General features: G+C 62.7%; 14 protein-coding genes and 1 pseudogene. 9 read left to right on the forward strand and 6 right to left on the reverse strand.

The features are described from left to right. Positions 1-94: 94 nt before the first annotated feature. Positions 95-484 carry a hypothetical protein gene (locus ASE68_RS03175; protein ID WP_055855106.1) on the reverse strand — a complete coding sequence of 130 codons (390 nt, stop codon included), beginning with the start codon at positions 482-484 and terminating at the stop codon, positions 95-97. A gap of 108 nt (positions 485-592) precedes the next feature. Here ASE68_RS03175 and ASE68_RS03180 point away from each other — a divergent pair, with 108 nt between their 5' ends. The 6 genes and pseudogenes from ASE68_RS03180 (at position 593) to ASE68_RS03195 (ending at position 8,849) form a co-directional block, all read left to right on the forward strand. Continuing rightward, on the forward strand, positions 593-1,345 hold the full coding sequence (locus ASE68_RS03180) for a TnsA-like heteromeric transposase endonuclease subunit (protein ID WP_082461932.1): 753 nt from the start codon (positions 593-595) through the stop codon (positions 1,343-1,345). Continuing rightward, positions 1,342-3,321, forward strand: a complete 1,980-nt coding sequence (locus ASE68_RS03185) for a Mu transposase C-terminal domain-containing protein (RefSeq protein WP_055855110.1) — start codon at positions 1,342-1,344, stop codon at positions 3,319-3,321. Before ASE68_RS03180 ends, ASE68_RS03185 begins: the two co-directional genes overlap by 4 nt. Before the next feature lie 38 nt (positions 3,322-3,359). After that, positions 3,360-4,451: a TniB family NTP-binding protein gene (locus tag ASE68_RS03190; protein WP_055855111.1), complete on the forward strand. Its 1,092-nt coding sequence runs from the start codon at positions 3,360-3,362 to the stop codon at positions 4,449-4,451. Next, positions 4,441-6,582 (forward strand): zinc-ribbon domain-containing protein, encoded by a 2,142-nt coding sequence (locus ASE68_RS19750; protein WP_162238239.1) that lies wholly within the window; start codon positions 4,441-4,443, stop codon positions 6,580-6,582. Before ASE68_RS03190 ends, ASE68_RS19750 begins: the two co-directional genes overlap by 11 nt. 131 nt (positions 6,583-6,713) lie before the next feature. After that, positions 6,714-6,785, forward strand: a pseudogene (locus tag ASE68_RS20875) (zinc-ribbon domain-containing protein); the annotation flags it as partial. 267 nt (positions 6,786-7,052) lie between these two features. After that, positions 7,053-8,849: a hypothetical protein gene (locus ASE68_RS03195; protein WP_157421524.1), complete on the forward strand. Its 1,797-nt coding sequence runs from the start codon at positions 7,053-7,055 to the stop codon at positions 8,847-8,849. A 170-nt stretch (positions 8,850-9,019) separates the two neighbouring features. Here the strand turns inward: ASE68_RS03195 and ASE68_RS03200 are convergent, their stop codons facing one another. Further along, positions 9,020-9,943: an amidase domain-containing protein gene (locus tag ASE68_RS03200; RefSeq protein ID WP_055855115.1), complete on the reverse strand. Its 924-nt coding sequence runs from the start codon at positions 9,941-9,943 to the stop codon at positions 9,020-9,022. Positions 9,944-10,136: 193 nt separating this feature from the next. Here ASE68_RS03200 and ASE68_RS20110 point away from each other — a divergent pair, with 193 nt between their 5' ends. Together ASE68_RS20110 and ASE68_RS03215 are read left to right on the forward strand one after the other, a co-directional pair. Continuing rightward, a complete protein-coding gene (locus ASE68_RS20110) occupies positions 10,137-12,302 on the forward strand; it encodes a tetratricopeptide repeat protein (protein WP_157421525.1) in 2,166 nt (721 codons plus the stop codon). Between the two features lie 52 nt (positions 12,303-12,354). Beyond that, on the forward strand, positions 12,355-12,570 hold the full coding sequence (locus ASE68_RS03215) for a hypothetical protein (protein WP_055855120.1): 216 nt from the start codon (positions 12,355-12,357) through the stop codon (positions 12,568-12,570). A 476-nt stretch (positions 12,571-13,046) separates the two neighbouring features. Here the strand turns inward: ASE68_RS03215 and ASE68_RS03220 are convergent, their stop codons facing one another. From ASE68_RS03220 to ASE68_RS03235, 4 genes are all read right to left on the reverse strand, one after another. Then, positions 13,047-13,493, reverse strand: coding sequence for a hypothetical protein (locus ASE68_RS03220; protein WP_055855122.1), 447 nt, complete (start codon positions 13,491-13,493; stop codon positions 13,047-13,049). Between the two features lie 141 nt (positions 13,494-13,634). Then, a complete protein-coding gene (locus ASE68_RS20410; protein ID WP_082461939.1) occupies positions 13,635-14,069 on the reverse strand; it encodes a DUF1643 domain-containing protein in 435 nt (144 codons plus the stop codon). After that, positions 14,041-14,829 (reverse strand): hypothetical protein, encoded by a 789-nt coding sequence (locus ASE68_RS03230; protein WP_055855125.1) that lies wholly within the window; start codon positions 14,827-14,829, stop codon positions 14,041-14,043. The genes ASE68_RS20410 and ASE68_RS03230 overlap by 29 nt, the downstream gene beginning before the upstream one ends. A gap of 755 nt (positions 14,830-15,584) precedes the next feature. Next, a complete protein-coding gene (locus tag ASE68_RS03235; RefSeq protein WP_235480746.1) occupies positions 15,585-16,208 on the reverse strand; it encodes a nitroreductase family protein in 624 nt (207 codons plus the stop codon). 519 nt (positions 16,209-16,727) lie between these two features. Between ASE68_RS03235 and ASE68_RS03240 the strand changes: the two genes are divergently transcribed. Further along, positions 16,728-19,040 (forward strand): NPCBM/NEW2 domain-containing protein, encoded by a 2,313-nt coding sequence (locus ASE68_RS03240; protein ID WP_082461940.1) that lies wholly within the window; start codon positions 16,728-16,730, stop codon positions 19,038-19,040. The last annotated feature ends 15 nt before the right edge of the window (positions 19,041-19,055 follow it).

A 19,055-nucleotide genomic window follows, 5' to 3' on the forward strand; every position in this document is an offset into this window, starting at 1 on the left:
CCTTGCGATCCCGATAGCTGCGTAATACAATCCGAGAATGTCGCGCGTCGTGTGCGACGATCAACGACCGATTCGCTGTATCGCCCGCATCAGTTCACCGCCCGCTCCGTTTCCCCTGAGCTGGCAGAGGCAGACGTGGCGATGGAACGGTGCCGCGTTTGCGAACCATCGACCGGTCGAACTCAATTCCAAAGGCGAGCCGGAACCGGGCGATGTCCTCGAGACGCATGAGGACGTGCCCTGCGAGCAATCGCTGCAGCCGGTCGGGCTTCACGCCAATCTCAGTGGCGAGCGCCTTCGTCGTGCGAATCATGCGCCTGGCCATGAGTTCTCGAACGTGCCAGGAGATCTGATGCTGCAGGACAGACGCATCGAACTCGATCTCGTCGGATGGCTTTGTGGTCCGCCATTGGATGTCTTCGACCAGTCCGAACAGCTCGGGCCGGATGGCGAATTCATTGGGCCGAAAGCGCGGGTTGGTCACCGCAAAACACTAGCGGGCACCGGGCTATTGGCTCGGCTTTGGGCCATTAGGCACTCTATTCGCCGAACGTGATGCGCGTGGCATCAACGCCGCCCATGGGGGCAATCGATGAGACCGAAGAAACCAATTACGAAGAAACTCGCCCTCCAGGACGGCCGGGACGAGCTGCACTGGCGGGCGGACGGGGAAGCGCACAGCGCTCCGATCGATCGCGCAGCGAGGATGTTCGCGGACCAGGCACTCGACTTCGCCAGACTGCCGCGAAAGTTTCCAGGTCAGAGCAACTACCACGGCAGTTACTGGTTCGCGGGCATGGGGGCATCGATCTGGCACGAGTCGCTTACCGAGTACCTGGGGCTCATGCTCATCGACCATCTCCACGAGGTCCGCGCCGTCTACCCGCAGCCGTTTCTCATCACCTTCGCTGATGGCCGAAGCCACTATCCGGACTTTCTGGTGGTCCACGCGGACCAGCGGCGCACGGTGATCGACGTGCACCCAACAAGCACCACCACGGAAGCAGACAAGGTCACGTTCGAGAACACCCGAACTCTGCTCGAACGCATCGGATGGCGGTACGAGCTGCTGACCGAGATGGACCCGGTCCATCAGGCCAACTTCGAGTTCATCGCTGGCTACCGTCACCCGCGATATCGCCCGACCGACGAACTCGAAGCGAAGCTGCTCATGGCAGCGGCCCGTCGACCGACATTCGGAAGCCTCCGGGAGGCGCTTCGCAGCGATCGCCCCGGAGAGCACCTGCCGGCGGTGTACCACCTCATGTGGCGTCGCCAGATCGGGCTTGATCTCACGACCCCCTTCACTGATCGAACACAGCTCTGGAAAGGAGCATCACGATGATCCCCAACATGACGCAACTGCGAATCGGATCGACCATCGAACTCGACGGCGGCGAGTACCGGGTCGTCGAGTACGGGGGAGGGTTCTTCAAGCTCAGAGGGGAGCTATCGGACGAGTACCTCATCATCGACCACCTCGAGCTCGCCCGTCGGATCCCGAGGTCAGTGCAGGAAGGCTCGGTCGAAAACGCAGCGCCGGAACCAACGATCGCTGTACTCGTGGACAAGCTCGACGAGTTCGGTCGACGCCTTGTGCCTCATCTCCAGGAACTCATCGACGCCACCCCAGCGGTCGGCTCCGCCCCACGGGCTGAGTACGACCTCTCACAGCCGATGACCTGGCGCCTTGAGGCGAAGCTGCTCGAACTGCACCGTGAAGGCATCGACATCGAGATCGCGACACTCAAGCGGAAACTCAAACGGTACAAGCAGTCCGGGCCAGCAGGCCTTGTCGACCGTCGTGGCTTGCGGTCCGAGCCGGCGCTCGGACGAGCCGACGAACGTGTCGTCGAGTGCCTCGCGGCGATCTTGGCGGAGTCAATCGACAAGTCGACGTCGACGCTGACGAAAGTCCGGGCGGAGCTCGCGGAGCGCCTCATGGTCGACCACCCCGGAGCGGGTGTTGAGCTGCCGTCGGTCGCAACGATCCGCAGGTATGTGAACATCCTCGATGGAGGTCGGAAGGTGCTCGGCAGTGCGGTGCAGAGGCAGAGCATCAGCAATGTTCCAAAGCGTGCGTTCAGTGCGCGCCTGGCGACCGCGCCGGGTCAAGAAGTTCAGGTCGACTCAACCAAGCTCGACGTCTTCGTCCGCACATCTGGCGGGGTTGAACGACCAACGCTGACCATCATGATCGACAAGGCCACCCGCTCGATCATCGCTTCAAGCATCCGACTGGGAGCAGCCACAGGTCACGACCATGCCGTGCTTCTCGCGCGCTGCCTGGTGCCGAAGCCGCTCAGACCCGGTACTGAGTACTACAGCGAGCACGATCTCCCAGAACTCGAGTGGAGCCGGTACCTCACCGCGGAGCAGCGCCTCGAGTACGACGTCCGACGTCCGTACATCGTGCCTCAGCGGATCATCACCGACAACGGTGCAGACTTCGTCTCCGACGTGTTCCGGTCAGCGTGCGCACGGTACGGAATCTCGCTCACGGAGTCGGCCCCGGGAACCCCCACCGACAAGGCCCAGGTCGAGCGGATGTTCGGCACGATCCGTACGAAGTTCTCACAGTTCCTCCCTGGCTACTCCGGCGGGCGGACGGAGTTCCGCGGTACTGCCCCCGAAGGAGAGGGGGACCTCTTTGATCTCGACACCCTCAATGAGCTCTTCGATCGATGGGTCGGAGTTGTGTGGCAGAACCGCCGCCACGACGGGCTCGTCGATCCCCGAGCGCCGCACATCAAGCACACGCCGAACACCATGTACTCGGCCCTGCTCGACCTGACCGGCTACATCCCCGTCGCGCTCGTCGAGGAGGACTATGTCGAACTCCTTCCCCGGGAGCGCCGAACCATTCAGACCGATGGCATCGAGTTCCGCAGCCGAATGTACGACTCCGTGCACCTCGGACCGCATCGCAGCCACCGCGATGACCGCGGCCGTGCCCTCCTGTACGACGTCCACTTCGACCCCAACAACCTGCAGCAGATCTGGGTCAGACCCGAACTCGAAGACGACTGGATCACCTGCGAGTGGAAGGAAGCGGACGGGCTCTCGCGACCTCACCTGGCAGCGACCATGCGGAAAGCGCACCAGCTCACCCTTCAACGCGGTGGATTCACCGACGACGAAGCAGACGACATCACGATCGCCGCCGTGAAGGACGCACATGCCGTTTCGGCTCAGCGAGACCTCGACCAACTCAATCAGCTCCGCGAAACCATCCACGAGCACGGGCTGAACACCACGTCGCCGGCCCCGACCGAACCCGACTGGGCGGACGACGACTTCACCGAGCTCGACACATTCTGACCCGCAGTAGCCCATCACCTGAACGAAAGAGCACCAACATGAACGAGCCCACCGACCGCGACGACGAGCACGGCTACGGACACTTCGACCGCCGCGAAACGTTGCTCGCGCTCCTCACCGAAGAACGCCCCGGAAAGCCTGAAGCGAGCCTCGCCGAGTACTTGACGATGACCGAAGACCAGCGGCTCGAGTTCAACGACGACCGAATCGACTTCATCATCCACGGAAAGGTGGTCAAGACCCCACCGCTGCAGGAACTTGGCCGTCTCCTCGAACGCGCTCTCCGTATCGCACGCCGCCCGGTCGGGCGCGGAGGACTGATCCTCACCGGCCCCCCGACCATGGGTAAGACCACTGCGTCACTCCAAGCAATGCGAAGCGCCCTGCATCGCCATGAAGCGGAGTACCCGGAATGGCGATCGCTCGACCACACGCCCGTCGTCTACATCGAGGTTCCGCCCGGTTCGACGGCCAAAGCACTCATGGGCCGAATCCTCGGGTTCTTCGGGCATCCCGTCCCACCCCGCATGACGCTCGAGGAACGAACGCAAGCCGTGGTCTACCACCTCAACCGAGGCCGGACGAGCCTGCTCGTCATCGACGAGATGCAGAACCTGGCCAAGCTCACACAGGGCAGCTTCGAGACCGCGCAGGCGATCAAGGACCTCACCAACGGCATCCGCGCCGTACCCATGCTCGTGGGTATCGACCTCGATAAGACCATCATCACGACCGGGACCCTCGGCGAACAGTTCGCCTCGCGATCGAAGACGGTGAGCCTGGGCCGCCTGGGTTGGGCGACCGACGAAGAACGGAAGGTGTGGCTCGGTGCCATCTACGCGTTCGAGACCAACTTGTGCCTACTCGCTCACCCGCCGCGTGCGCTGTTCCCGCACGCCGAGCTCCTCTGGAACCTCACTAGGGGGTCGATCAGCGCACTCGCGAGCCTGCTCACCACCGCCGCGATGGATCTCATCGACGCCGACGACCCAGAGAACGAGACGATCACCCCGGATGTCATCGCTGGGATCAGGCTCGACCTCACCACGGAACGAGAGATTGCCCGGGTCGTCGAACTGGAGGCCAAGGTCGGAGCCAAGAGGCAGAAGAAGATTCGCGATGCTGCCTGACCTCGGCCGGCCGTTCCCTGTCCGGGTCCGTCCCCATCGAGGCGAGACCTCCGACAGCTACACCGTGAGGCTCTGCGCCGCCAACCACGTCGGAACCCTCGAATGGGGATACCTCATTGGTCAGCTCAGCAGGCAGCTCGGGGACTCCGATCACAGCAGTGTCTCCGAGTTGCTCGCCGAACGGAAAGGCTCGCTTCGGCAGGGACACTTCGCTGCCGAACGCGCTGCAATGCCGCATCATGCGGACGGGAGCCGGTGCGCGCAATGCGATACCGGAAACCGAACCCGGTATGCATGCCAGCTGTGCGTCGAAGGCGCCCTCATCCCCGTGTACCCGCATCGGCGAGGCCACGTGTGCACGCGGCACCGAATCTGGACTGGGCCAGACGCAGACCTGGTCGCACAGGTCACTGTTGGTGACAACGTCCTCGAAGCTGACCGCGCCTACCGGAAGCTCATCCGACGCGGACACCTCGACGCCCACCGGCTCGCAGAACTCGAAGGTTGCATTGACGCGTGGCGTCGCGCCGAGGACGAGGTCCTCGGGGCCCCGGAACGATTCGCGTACGCGATCCGGGTTGCCGCCCGCATCGTCGAGTACGGGCGTTGCCTGGGCGCTCAGCCGACACATGCAGCTGATTTGTATGGCCTTCTCGACGGGCTCCTCGATGCGGCCGTCGGCGCCGAGCATGCAGTGCTCACCGACCGCGTCTGGTTGCTCCTCGAAACGACCGACGCATCGGATGCCGAGCCGCGGGGAGCATCCGGTCTGCACACGTTCCTGCCGAGCCGCCGCCAAGCCCTGGCGGAACCGGGGGAGCGGACCGACGCGCTCCGTACCAGTAGCTACCCACGCGGTCTGCACCTGCATCACACACAGTTCCACTCCTCGACGCGCGCGGAAACTCGCGACCAGATCGCGGCCCGATCCGACATCGAGGTTGAGTACCGATGCGCACGGGGCCACGATTTCGTATCAACCCCCGCGATTCTCCGCGCGGCTGGCACAGGTGGGGCAGACGGCTGCCCGTATTGCAGCAACCGCCTACCGCTCAGCGGATTCAACACACTCGATGACCGGTACCCCAACCTCGCCGCCCAATGGCACCCAACCCGAAACGGCAACCTCCACCCAGACCAGGTGCTGCCCGGCAGCGGCATCAAACGCTGGTGGCTCTGCCCTGACGGCCACACCTACGACGCCACCCCGAACACCCGAACCACGTCGGGTACCGGCTGCGGCTACTGCGCCAACCAACGCGTCGACCCTGCCATCAACTCGCTCGCACACACCCATCGGCACCTGGTGCTCCAATGGGATGCATCGAAGAATGGCGATCTCACGCCCCAGGACGTCGTCGCCGGATCGGAACGCCAAGTGTGGTGGCGGTGCGCACACGGGCACAGCTACCGAACCGCCGTCACCAACCGTGCCGCAGGTCGCGGATGCCATTACTGCACCGGTCAGCACGTCGACCCGGAACGTACGAGCTTGGCGGCCAAGCGACCCGACATCGCCGCAATATGGCACCCGACCAAGAACGGCACACTGACCCCTGCCGACGTCATGCCTGGCTCGCAGAAGAAGGTCTGGTGGCGGTGCGACAACGGCCACGACTACGACGGCGCAATCGCGTCCCGTGTCAAAGGCGTCGGATGCCGGTACTGCTCCAACCGCGCACGATCAACGACGAACACGATGGCCGTCGCCCGCCCTGACCTTGCCGCGCAATGGCACCCGACAAAGAACAACACCCTCACCCCTGCCGACGTCGTACCCGGCACCAGCAAACGCATCTGGTGGATCTGCCAACACCAGCACGAATGGCAAGTCAGCGGCGACAACCGGGTCCGCCAGCAAACCGGATGCCCCTACTGCTCGAACAAACGTGTCTGGCCAGGCTTCAACGACCTCGCCACCACCCACCCACATCTCGCCGTCGAGTGGCACCCCACCAGAAACGGAGACGTCACCCCAGACGCCATCGTCGCCGGCACCGCGAAGAATGTCTGGTGGCTCTGCCCCACGGGCCATGAGTACCGTGCCAGTGGAGACCGCCGCGTCAGCAAGAGCGCGGGTTGCAGAGAGTGCCAGCGAAACCGCCGCGAAGCCCAAACGCCCGCGGAATGAGGGGTCTGCTTCAACCGCGCGAGCTCCGCCACCAACACCTTGGCCGCCGCACGACCCGACCTCGCCGCCGAATGGCGCCCCACCAAGAACGATGAACTCGAGCCCACCGTGGTCGTCGCTCGCTCCGCCAACGCGTTTGGTGGCAGTGCAGCCGTAGTCACGAGTGGCAGAGCAGCGGCGACAACCGCGTCGCCAAGGGCTGAGGATGCCGCGACTGCGTTCGCGCCGATAAGTGACCCGGTTCACTCACGTCTGAGAACGAGAAGGCGCCACCGCCGCGCGAGATCAAGGAGGGCTCAAGATCGCCTCCGCGATGGCGGAGAAAATCGGCGGTGGCGTCTCGGAATGCGTACTTGGACCGGGCAACGAGGAGAGTCCCGCATAGCGAAGCCACACGAGCGAGTTCCGATGGATGGGGTATCAGCGAGGCGAGCGTGGAACGGCCGGAGAGCGCTGCGAGGATGCAGGGTGTGGATGTCGAAGCACTGGCAGTGGCCAAAATACAAGGCATGGTCGGGCGCTGCCCGCATCTGAAGCCGTTCATTGCGTCGAACGACAAGACGCCGTTCACAGATGGTCATATCGACGTCTATAACGGGGCGGGCCAGAAGAAGACGGATTGGATTGGCCGAGTTACCGTGCAGGTCAAAGGTCGCACCCGCTCCGGAAAACAGCCCCTTGACCCGACGTTCAGCATTTCCCGAACGGACTTGCTCGCCTTCCAGCGCGACTCAGGTGTGCTGTACATCTATGTCGCTGTCAGCAAAGAAGGCCGCTGTGCTCCCTACTACGCACTCCTTTCGCCGTTCACCATTGAGCACTATCTCGGCCAAATACCGGTCGATCAGAAGACGATTTCGGTTTCGTTCAAGAAGCTCGGCAACGATCCACGCGAGATCGAGCGGATCGTCGGCGTCGCGCTCAAGACGAAGAATCAGAGCCTGTCATTGGGATTTGAGCCTGCCCTCTTCGAACAGATGAAGAGCCTTACGTTGTACTCGGCAGCTGACCTGAACTTGGATGAACCGATTGTCCTCACACCAGGCGAGGTCGATTACGCGCTCGAGATGACCACCGAGGGCGGGATGTCGGTGCAGCTCGGGGGCGTCCTTCACATCATTCCCCAGCAATACACCGAGCAAACGCTCGACGTAAGAATAGGGGCCGGCGGTGTGACGTTCGAACAGGCCACCGTGCGTCGAATCGACGCATTGACCGTTGAGGTTCGCCTCGGCGAGTGTCTCACCCTCGTTATGAGGGATACCGATCAAAAGCGGATGTGGAACGTGAGTTTCGTGGCTCAAAGCAACTTTGCCGCTCGCCTCAAGGCCGCAGAATTCCTCATTGGCCTTGTCGAAAGTGGAGCGATAGAAATCAACGGCGAGGTCACTCCGCTCGGGCAGCGGGCTCTCGATATGCGCCGGGAAATCGGCCAATTCCGCGGGCACCTCGCGTCCCTTTCGCAGTTGCGCGAATTGTTCGAGCGCCTTGGCGTCGACGGTAGTCTCGTGGACCTCGACGAACTCGAGAGTGAGCAGATCATCAATCTTCAGGCCCTGCATCGCTCCTTCGTGGGAGGAGAGGAGATACACAACGACAACGGAGAAGTCACTCGAAGCGTTCTCAATGTCGGACGCTGGGCTCTCATGATTCTGACAGTTCCTGGAAGCAAGCCGAACACGTGGCGATATGTCGACCCATTCGACCCCGAGGCGCCGCACATGTTTCGCTGGAGCGCCGACGGCGATGACGAGAACAGTGGTTTTCCGGTCACGGCCTACGACACTATCGAAGAGGAATACCTCCCGATCCTCTTGAACCTCCACCTCGATTCAATCCTCGACGCGTATGAGGCAATTGCGGATCAGGAGCCGACGATGGGGCTAGCAAATCAACGCGTACTCGCATTGATTCTGGCTGCGGATGCTTCTGAACTTCGTCGCAATGAATTCCTGAGAGCCGCTGATCTGGTGAACGAATGGGTCATCCGTCACGTTGGGGAGAAGACCGCACATCTAATCAACAAATGGCAGATCCTCTGGCGGAGGAATGAACTGACGCCTGCGGACCGCAAGTCGATTCGAGCCCTGAAAAGCCAGATGTCGAGGCGGCTGGATCCAATGTCGGAGGAAGCTGAGCTTGCTTGCGCGCTGCTCCTCGGCGACGACGATGAAGCCGACTATCTCATCGGTCAGATGGCAGCGACGAAGCTGGGGGCGGTGCAGAGTTGGCCGATCTGGAAGCTCAAACGCGGCGAAGATGCCTAGCGTTAGGCTGCACGAAAGCACTGAGAGCGGGCTAATGGCGGACTGGGATTGGAAACACCACGAGCGCACCCGCTGCGCGGAATCGAGAATGGATCGTTCCCCGGGAATTAGGTCGCGGAGCGCGCGTGGCCCCTTCGCCCTGCGGGCGAAGGGGCCACGGAGTCGAGCAGCTAGTAGGTGATTCGGATTGCGTATGCGCGGGCACCCGGACGGGCTTCCGAGATTGGCTTGCTCGCAGCGAGGGACCAGTTCCACTTTCGATCGATTTGGCTGGGCTCGCGTTGTGTCACGAGGACGGTGCCGTCGCTGCCGAATCCGGTCACGACGGCTGTGTGGTCAAGAATGCCGTCCGGCTTTCCTTCCCAGTCGTACATGATCAGGTCTCCCAGTTGGACGCCGGGGTTCTTCGAGCTCAGGGAAACCTCGGCAATCGTCGCGACTTTCCGCTCGTTCACGAGGTAGTTCTTGAGGTAGTCGGCGTTCGCCCAGCGCTTTGTCGGGCCGTAACGCTGAAGCAGGTAGAGTGGCCGGCTGGCCTGGTCGTTGATGTCCGTGCCACCGGCCTGCCAGTTCGTCGTTACAGACAAGCCGCCGCCAACCAACGCCTGCGAGGCGAAGTACGTGCAGTCGGCGATCAGCGGAACGTCTTCGCCCTTGTGATGCGCGCGTGCCGCGGTCACAGCACCCGCACGGTTGTACTTGCTCGTCGATGGCGCGGGGCCGGGTGGGGCGGCATCGCACCGTGCCACGCCGGGCGTCCAGCCGTTGGCGCCGGTCTCGACGAAGACGTTCGGCACGAACGTGCCGTTAGCGAGTCTCTCCCAGATCGTGCTCGTACCGATGTCGCTCGTGACCGAAGCGCCTGCTGTTTCACAGACAACGCTGACCGATGCGCCGTCCGGGAGCGCGCCACCCACTTTCGCTGCGGACATGGACGGCGCCGACCGCGGATATATGCCGATGTGCGTCCAAGCGATCCTGAAGTTGCTGGCAGCGTGGGCGGGGGCAATCGCACCCAGGGCAATGAGCGCGAAGCTCACGATCACGATCGACGCTGTTCGAGTGGCCAGCGACAACCTTTCAATGGTTTGCATTTCGGTCCTCCTAGATTCAATTCGTTCGCGTGAGCAGCAAGCAGATTTATACGTCGAATCTGCTGTACAGCAGATTAGCCGTGATAATCGGTCGCCACAAGATGTACGACGAGATTGGTGTATGATTCCCGTGGAGGTAGTCGTGCTGGTTTCGTCTGACTTAGGGGCGACTTCGCTCGAGATAGTTGAGCGCATGGCTCAGTTCTTCCGCGGCGGGCCGCCTCGGAACACCTTGGTGCTCGGTACGTTCGGATCGGGCACAACCAGCGTGGTTAGCGATGCAGTTGAGCGAGGTCGCGATCAGGGCGTCGTGGTCGAGTTGTCGAGTAGAGCGATTCTGGCCTCAAATCTCGACGAAATTGCGGACCTCGTTCGCGCTCAGCTTGGGGCTGACGGTCGGGATGTAGGCCCGGCTGCTCGTGTTGTTGTTGTGGTCGAGAACATTGACGCGATGCTTGAGAATCTGCCGGACTCCCACATGCATGATTTCTTCGCCCTCTTCAGGGATCCGAGTCGACTTGGCGTTAGCGCTGTGCTGTTGGTCGGTTCGGCTCGTCCTGCGGTGCGCCTCCAACAGCAGGAAGGCATCGAGTGTCTCAGGCTTGCGCCGCTCCCAGTCGAAGACGCCATCCGGCTAATCGGTCGGATCGCTGCCCGCGACCCTTGGATCGGGGACGCCTTCGATGAGCGTCGACTGGAGATTGAAGGCGCGCTGCGGCAAATCAATCCCATCATTCGGGGAAATGCACGCTTTTGCTCGCTTATGGCCACCCATCTCAGCGAAGGAGATATGTCGCGAATTGTCGGCCGCGCCCGGGCGAGCTGGCGAGCACATATGGATACGTACGTCAGGGAGCGGCTGGGTTCACTGGCGCCAGCTGAGCGGAGGATTGTTGCGCGGCTCGCGGTGTCTGGTCGACCTCAGACTGTCACGCAAATTGCGGAGCGGATCGGCACCAGCAATCAGTCCGCCGCCACAGCCCTCGGCCGGCTCTCCAGCGCTGGGTGGGTCTCGGTTATTGCCCCTGTCGAAGGCGCAGACCGGCGCAGGAGTTGGTATGACCTCGTTGATCCTTGTGTGCGACTTTTCTTCCAGGATGACGACGCCCTCGACTTCACAGAAGTCATCGCCGAGGGATCGAGACTCAGGCAGGGAACTAACGAGAGTCAGCCTCTGGGGTTGCTTCGGCGAGATGTGGACGCTCACGAAAACAGTGCTCGCATTAGAAGCGTGTTCGGCGATTGGGTGAGTGGCCGTGATCTCTATCGCCAACTGGTAGTCGAGCGAGCTCTGGAAGTTGGCCTCGATGACGAGCGAACGTCGCGGGCGCTTCGCGAGCATATCCGTCTCTCGGCTGAGCTCGGCGACCGTGAGGCAGCAGCAATCGCGTTCGACGCAGCTATCCGCGCTTCTGACCGAATGCTCGGCAGCGACTCAGCGGAAGGCGTCGCGCTGCGACTGGACGCAGCCTGGAACTTGCTTGAGCTTGATCGACCGGGTGAAGCCATACGAGTGTTTGAGGAAGCACTTGCGGCTCTTGGCGATAGCGATGAGAACGATCGCAATACAGCGCGTCTGGACGCTCTTCAAAACCGAGCCCGTGCGCTTGGCCAACTCGGGGATGTGGATGCCGCCGTCCATGCTTTCGAAGATGTGCTTGAGCAGCGACGGCGTCTGCTGCCAAACGACCACGAGTCGATCCGAGGCTGTCTCAACGGATTGGCCTGGTGGACGGGAGTCGGCGGGAAAGCGCACGAGGCTGTGCGGATTTACGAGGAGCTTGCGACCACACCGGAGGCAACTGCCCTCGAGCGTTTGAGATATCGCGAGTCCGAGGCGTACTGGATTGCGCAGGATCCGAGCGCTGGGCCCGGCATAGCGTCCGCTCGGCTGTTGAATCTGGCATCGGAATTTGGCGAGGCAGATGGCCGAGATGCGCAGCGCAGCGACGCGCGTCGCCGAATCCTTCGAGAAGCATTGAAATGGCACCTCGTTGCGAGTCCCTCGGGGTTCGAGGACGCGCCGGTGCGTGACGTGGATCCGAAGGACCTCGCCGAAGTGGTTCTCAGTCACGTCCGCGAACATAGGGACGACCCCGCCGCGCTGGCACGCCTTCCATCTGCCACCACCGAGTTGCAGTTACTCGGAATTGTCCTTCGAGCTGCCTTTTCGCCTTCTTCGCATGATGTGTACTGGCGTGCGACGGCGATCAGTTCGCTTGCGTCGCGTTTTCGCGGCGAGCTTGCCGGTCTGTTCGGAGATCTGGAGGCGGCGCTCGTTGGCGATGCCGCCGCAGAATCAGGGCTGCCGGTCGAGTGGCGGCGAATCGTTTCCGAGATCCAGTCTGGACCGAGCTGAAGGTCGTCCACCTCCGTCGCAGTGCTCGTCAGCTCTTTTCATCAAACCGCTCGTGGACATCCAAACCAGGAACGCCGCTTTCCTGAACATGGTCGCGGTGTTGGAGATGGACGCCACGTACGAGGCGCAGGCAGCGTGCCTCCGTCGGCCTTTGACGAATCTGGGCCGGCTACCGCACCTGGATGTGCTCGAAGAGATCGCTGTGACGCAGCAGAAAATCGAGACACCGATGACGAGTCCGAATGGACGAAACTGCTCGATCAACTGACGCCCGTCGGATTGCCTGACACACTCCTCAAGATCCTTATTGCTGCATTGTTCAAAGCCCTCATCGATGCGGGGAGGCGAGTGTACGACCGTTCCAAGTCGAGCTTCAAGACGCAAGATCCAACCTCGGATCAGGCGGAGAGCACCGAGATCCACACGATGACAAGTGACGCGTTCGACAGGGTGCTCTCAGAAGGTTCAGGTCTTGATGTGACGCTGCCTGATGAGCCGCGCAACAACGATCTTCTGAGCATCCCGGTCATGCACGATTTACACCCTGAGACTGTCGCCCAGGTCCGCGCGGCAGCGGAAGACGGTCTGTGGGACGTCCTCCACCGGCAGGAAGGCCTACAGGACCCGAGCCTAATGACGCGTCCCATAGTTGAGGGATTCGATCAGCTCGTGTACCGAACCGTCGAACAAAGAAGCGACGGACTCGGTGCGGCGCGCCAAGTGAATGGCTGGCAAAGAGGGCGACTACCGCCTGGTCGGCTGCCCCTTCAGGTAGAGCTGCCGTCCGGTCATGACGAAGAAGAGGATGCCGAGGAGCCCGGGGATGACCGCTACGCCGTAACCCCAGTTCAGGAGGATCCACAGAATGATCATTGCTGACGGGATCCCGTACAGGGCGAGGTAGCCCGGACGGTAAACATGCCACGCGCCGCGCTTGTCGGTCGGTTCGGGGACCGTTGAGCGGGCTGCGTAGGCGGCGGCTCCTTGCCGGTATGCCAGCGCAGTGGTCGGGTCGAAGTCGTCGACAGGTTGGGGCGTCTTCGGGGCGGCAGCGGCCGTCTCTGCACCTTGGATGTACGCCGGCGCGGTGGTCGGGTCGAATTCTTCGACCAACTTCGGTTTCCTGCGAGGTCCTGCCGAGCCCTCAATGTAGGCCGGCGCGGTGGTGGGATCGAATTCGTCAGAAGCCATTGACTCTTCCTCGTGTTTGTCTTTTCTATACATAGGGGCTTGGCTGGAGATTAGACACCGAACCGATTCTGTCCTGAAACACTGGGCTGCACTCCACAGAATGCCTTACTGGCTGCTTCGGGCTTCAGGTACAGCCGGGCGCTAGACCGAGGGCGCCTGTCCTCGGGGCTTCCATCCGAGCAACGGGGCGTCAGCCGGCACGTACAGCGGATGCTGCGGGTGCCCGAACTTGGTGACCCCGAGCGCGTGGAGCGGGGGAAGGAGCGCGACCACTTGGGCCACACGGTCTTGGTCGGCATTCGTGCCCCAGCCGGCCACGACCGTCCCGGTGATCTCAGTGAGAATACGATCGTTGTCCGGCCCGACAGGATCGCCAGTCGCCTTCATCACCTTCGGATCCTTGGTCCGGAACGCGTATAGGTTCGCGACCATGCCGACGAACCCCTCACGCTTCGCGCTCGCAGAGGGGTTGTTTTGAGCCAATCCAACGCGACCGCAAGCGATCGGTCCCGAGGAAGCACCGCCGCTAGATCCTCGAACTCGCGGATCAGATTGGCTCGTCCACATCCCCGACATCAACGTTGAGCGCTTCGGAAAGATCCAGCCACTTGCCCAGCATGAACAGCCACTCGCGTCGAAATGCTTCACCGGCGCGCGTCACGCCGTCGTTCCTCAGCATTGACCAGAGCGCCTCAGCGTCGAGATTGCCGAGCTCGGGCCCGGTGGGATCGCGTCCTAGATCGATGAAGCCCCGCGCTGTCTGGTGTATTACCGACTGGGGCATGTGTCGTTCCTCGTCGGGCTCGAGAAAATCGATTCCGCGTGATGCGCTATTCAGGGCGACGTCCGCCTCGTCTGCGAAGAAGTCGAACTCGTCAGCTGCGTTCAAGTATTCGATTAGCGCGTCCAACTGGCTGGAATGAAGGACATCGTTCCACGCTTGGAGCGGCTTGTCCTCGATCCTCTCCCGGATCTTGCCGACCCCGTACCCCACCAGTCGCAGTGAAGAGGGGTTGTATACATAGCCTTGGCGGACCGCGCGCGCCAGTTGCTCTCGAATGACATTCCAGTCACTCTCGACCGCGGCGATAGCTTGACGGCGGCCCGAAGCGACCTCGACTCGCCAGAGGACGAACCCAACTGCGAGGCCCGTGAAGCCACCAACGATAAGGTCCGGGAGGAAGGTGGACCAATCGAATCGCCAGACTGCCTGCGCGCCGAGAATGATTGCGATTCCGCTCAGAAGGCCAGCCGCCAGGCGCAGGCGATTTTGGCGGTAAAACGGAATCATGATCCGGAACATATGGCCTAACAGGCGCTCGGCTACTGCCGACATGCCGAGTAAGTAGCCTCGATCGGAGAGGACGCCCTGTCTTTCTTAGTGGCGGAGGTTCCGGAACTGTCCCACCGAGAATGTCCTGCACGTCGCGTCTAGGTCGTCGAAGCGCGCTCCGACTCGGCGCGGACGGAGCTCGACCCTAGGTAACTTGAGAAATTGCACGATATGCGAAGCCAGACCCGTGCGATCTGCGCGGCGGACTTGCACGTTGACACTGGCGGAATTAATCGAGCCTAGGCCTCCCCAATCGAGATGCGGGCGGAGAACCTAAGCTGACCCATCCGGTTAGGCCGGTTCTCGCCGGACACGTCCGCACGGGATCAAGTAGTTTGAACAGCACTGCCGGACAAAGTGCTCTGTCGCGCAGATGGCTCATGGATCAAGTAGCGCGCGGCCAGATCAAGTACCGAGATGGGTCACACGTGGTGTGAGCCGTCACGATAGTTGATCCGGCGATACATCCAAGTTGATCCCGTTCAAACTCCTTGATCTTTGAGAGGTAGTTGATCCATGGAAATGCTGGGATGTACGCCGGATCGCTGTGAGGAGCCCTGAGATGGGCAGAACTCCGCGCGAGCGTCCGCGGGAGCTCACGAGTTCGTGGCCCGACGTCCCTTGCGACGATCCGGCCGGGGAGTGAATGTAGGAACGATCCGGCGGGTGATCGCGGGGATTCCTGGCCGGATCTCCGGACGATCGCTCGAGTGGAGATCAGTTTGAAGAGACGGCTGTAGATCGACGCCCTGACCCCCTCACCAGCCGTCGATGTGCAGGACGTCGTCCAGCGGCGCACGATGGGCGGGTCGGAAGTCCGTTCCAACGGTGTACGCGACGGGCAGCAGCACGCCTTGGCGCACGGTCGGCGGGATGCCGAGGAGCTCAGCGATCTCGCGCTCGTACGCGAGATGCAGGGTCGTCCAGGCGCTGCCGAGGCCCCGTGCCCGCAGCGCGAGCTGCAGACTCCAGGCGGCAGGGAGAAGCGACCCCCACAGGCCGGCCTGACTTCCGGGCTCGAACACCTCGGCGCCCGTGAAGATCGCGCCGATCACCAGGACCGGGACCTCGCCCATGTGCTCGGCGAGGTAATCGGCGCTCGATGAAACCCGCTGTTGCACTGCCTGGCGCGTCGGGTCGGCGTGGGTCCGGGCACCCGACGCGCGATACCGCGCGAACGATCGCGCGTACAGGCCGGCGATAGCCTGGCGCTTCTCCGGGTCGGTGACGACGATCCAGTGCCAGGTCTGGGCGTTGCCCCCGGTCGGCGCCTGAAGCGCGACCTCGAGCGCTTCTCGGACGACGTCGATTGGGACGGGTCGTTCGAGGTCGAGCCGTCGCCGCACTGAGCGGGTCGTCGTCAGCAGTTCGTCGGGGCTCAATGGGAGTACGCCGCTCATAGCCCGACACTATCGGGCGTTCGGAATCCCTCGGCGCTCCTTGGCCTCCCAGGGAGGTAGGCCGGTGTCGCAGGGAGCGAGTTCCCTTGTGGCGGCCCAGTTGTTCACGGTAACATCGGAGCGAAGTCGCGGTTTATCGATCTACCGTGCAACGCGAGGGTTGGCGCCCGCGCTTCGGCTTGATCAAGGAGGATCAGTGTCGTCTACGACGTGCCCGTCGATATCGGTTTGTCATCCATCTCACGCCCGTCATCCATTCGCGACCGGCCGACCGGCGCTTGATGCCGGCACTGTGAGCGATGCCCGTCCATCCGAGGGCGGCACTTCGGTGGCCTCCAAGTAGAGCAGGCTCCCGAGCGGTTGCGGCGAATTCGACCCCGCCGTGCCCGTCCGGGGATCCGTCGCGCCCAGAAGCCCGAGTGGGGTCCGCAAGAGGACCTCCGCAGCGTGACGGTCAGCAGGATAGCTGGGGTCGATCTCGTCAAGAGAGGGAGTAGTTCAATGTTCGAACGATCCACAAGAAGAGCAGGTTGGCGACACCGATTGCTCGGAATCGTGGCCGCGGCTGCAGTCACCGTCGGGTCTCTCCTGGCGATCTCTCCACCGGCACCCGCCGAGGCGCTCGACAACGGCCTGGCGGACACGCCCCCGATGGGGTGGAACAGCTGGAACCAGTTCTACTGCAACGGGGGAAACGGTCTCACGGCCGCCGCGCTCATGAACGTGGCGGACGAGATCGTCGAGAAGGGATTGCAAGAGGTCGGATACGAGTACGTCGTGCTCGATGACTGTTTCCAGAACGGACGCGATGCGAACGGCGTCCTGAAGGTCGACCCGACCCGCTTCCCGAACGGTATCAAGCCGGTCGCTGACTACGTTCATTCGAAGGGGCTGAAGTTCGGCATCTACAGTGTCCCCGGGACGAAGACCTGTGCGAACCTTTACAACGGATACACGCCGAACATCGGGTCGTATGGACACGAGCAGATCGACGCCGAGACCTTCGCGGCCTGGGGGGTCGACTACCTGAAGTACGACTGGTGCTACCCCGACGGAAGTCTCAACCTGACCAAGCAGCAGGCCTTCTCCAAGATGCGCGATGAGCTCGCCAAGGTGGACCGGGACATCGTCTACGCGATCTCCGAATACGGCGACAGCGCTCCGTGGACGTGGGCCGAACCCATCGCCAACCTCTGGCGAACCACCGGCGACATCGCGCCCAACTGGGGATCCATCACGAGCATCATCGACCGGCAGGCGGAACTCCATCCGTACTCGGGTCCGGGACACTGGAACGACCCCGACATGCTCCAGTTCAGCAACGGGTCGCTCACCTACGCCCAGAACAAGAGCCACCTGGCGATGTGGTCGATGCTCGCCGCACCGCTCTTCCTCGGGACGGACATCGGTGCGCTCAGCGACGCCGAGGTTGCTCTGCTCACCAACAAGGAGTTGGTCGACATCGACCAGGACCCTCTGGGCGAGCAGGCACGCCGGATCAGCAACGGCGACGGTCTTCAAGTGTGGACCCGCGAACTCGCTGACGGCGACCTCGCGGTAGCCCTCCTGAATACGACCGGTTCGAGCGCCACGGTCTCGACCTCTCTCGGCGCATTGGGGGCGCAGGACGACGTCTACGTCGTGCGCGACGTGTGGTCGCACTCCGACCTGTACAACACCGCTGCGGCGATCTCGGCGACGTTGCCCGCATACGAAACCGCCGTGTACCGGCTCTCCGCGGGCATGGACGAACATCTCCCCGGTGTCGTTGGCGCGTCGGGTTCAGGGCGAGTCGAACAATCCGGGAGTACGACAGTTCCCGTCACGGTGCACAACCTCCTCGAGGTGCCCCTCGTCGGCTCGCGACTGGAGATCGGTACCGCTGGCGGAGTCACCGCCGCATCACCGGTCAGCGTTCCGGAGATTGCCGCCGGTGGCTCGGCGACCGTGACGGTCGATATCGAGGCGGGCGCGACCGCGACCATCGGAGATGTGTCCTTGCCGGCGCAGATCGTGTGGGAAGGCGGTTCGGAACCGGCATCGGTGGTCGTCAAGGTCACGCCGAGTGCTCCAACCGGCGAAACCTATCTCAGCGACCTCCCGTGGCTCGCGACGACGAACGGATGGACCGGGACCCCGCGCCGCGACCTCAGTCAGGACGACCACCCGCTCACGGTCGACGGAACGGTCTATCCGAAGGGAATCGGATCGAACGCGGTCTCGACCGTCGACGTCTGGTTGGGCGGGAACTGCACCGTCCTGTCTGGCGCGCTCGGGGTGGACGATGAGACCAACAACGGCAATACGACCCTCAAGCCGTCCATCAGCGGTTCGGTGACCGGGGACGGGTCGACGCTCTGGAGCAACTCCAGCGTCATCCGTTACAAGCAGAAGGAAGCGTTCACCATCGACGTCACCGGCGTGGACCGCCTTCGGCTCACCGCGGATATCGGCGGCGACACGAATGCCTACGACCACGCGGATTGGCTCACGATGAGCTTGTCGTGCGCGGACATCGAGGACCCTGAGCTGAGTTCGGCGGTCTCGGTCGAGACTCGCTGCGTTGCCGGGAAGGGCGTACTCGCGGTGCGCATCGACAACGAGAACGACGTGCCCGTGGACATCGGAATCGACACCGACTACGGAACCAAGTCCTTTGCCGACATCGCATCGGGGAAGTCGGGGTTCCAGGTGTTCTCGACGCGGCAAGCCACGGTCTCGGGCGGCAACGTCTCAATCGTGCTCAGCGCTGAGATGAACGGTCGCACGGTCACGACCGAAAAGGAGGTCCCATACTCCGGAAAGTCCTGCTGACGTCAGCGGCTGCGG

Source organism: Agromyces sp. Leaf222, from assembly GCF_001421565.1.
GTDB lineage: Bacteria > Actinomycetota > Actinomycetes > Actinomycetales > Microbacteriaceae > Agromyces.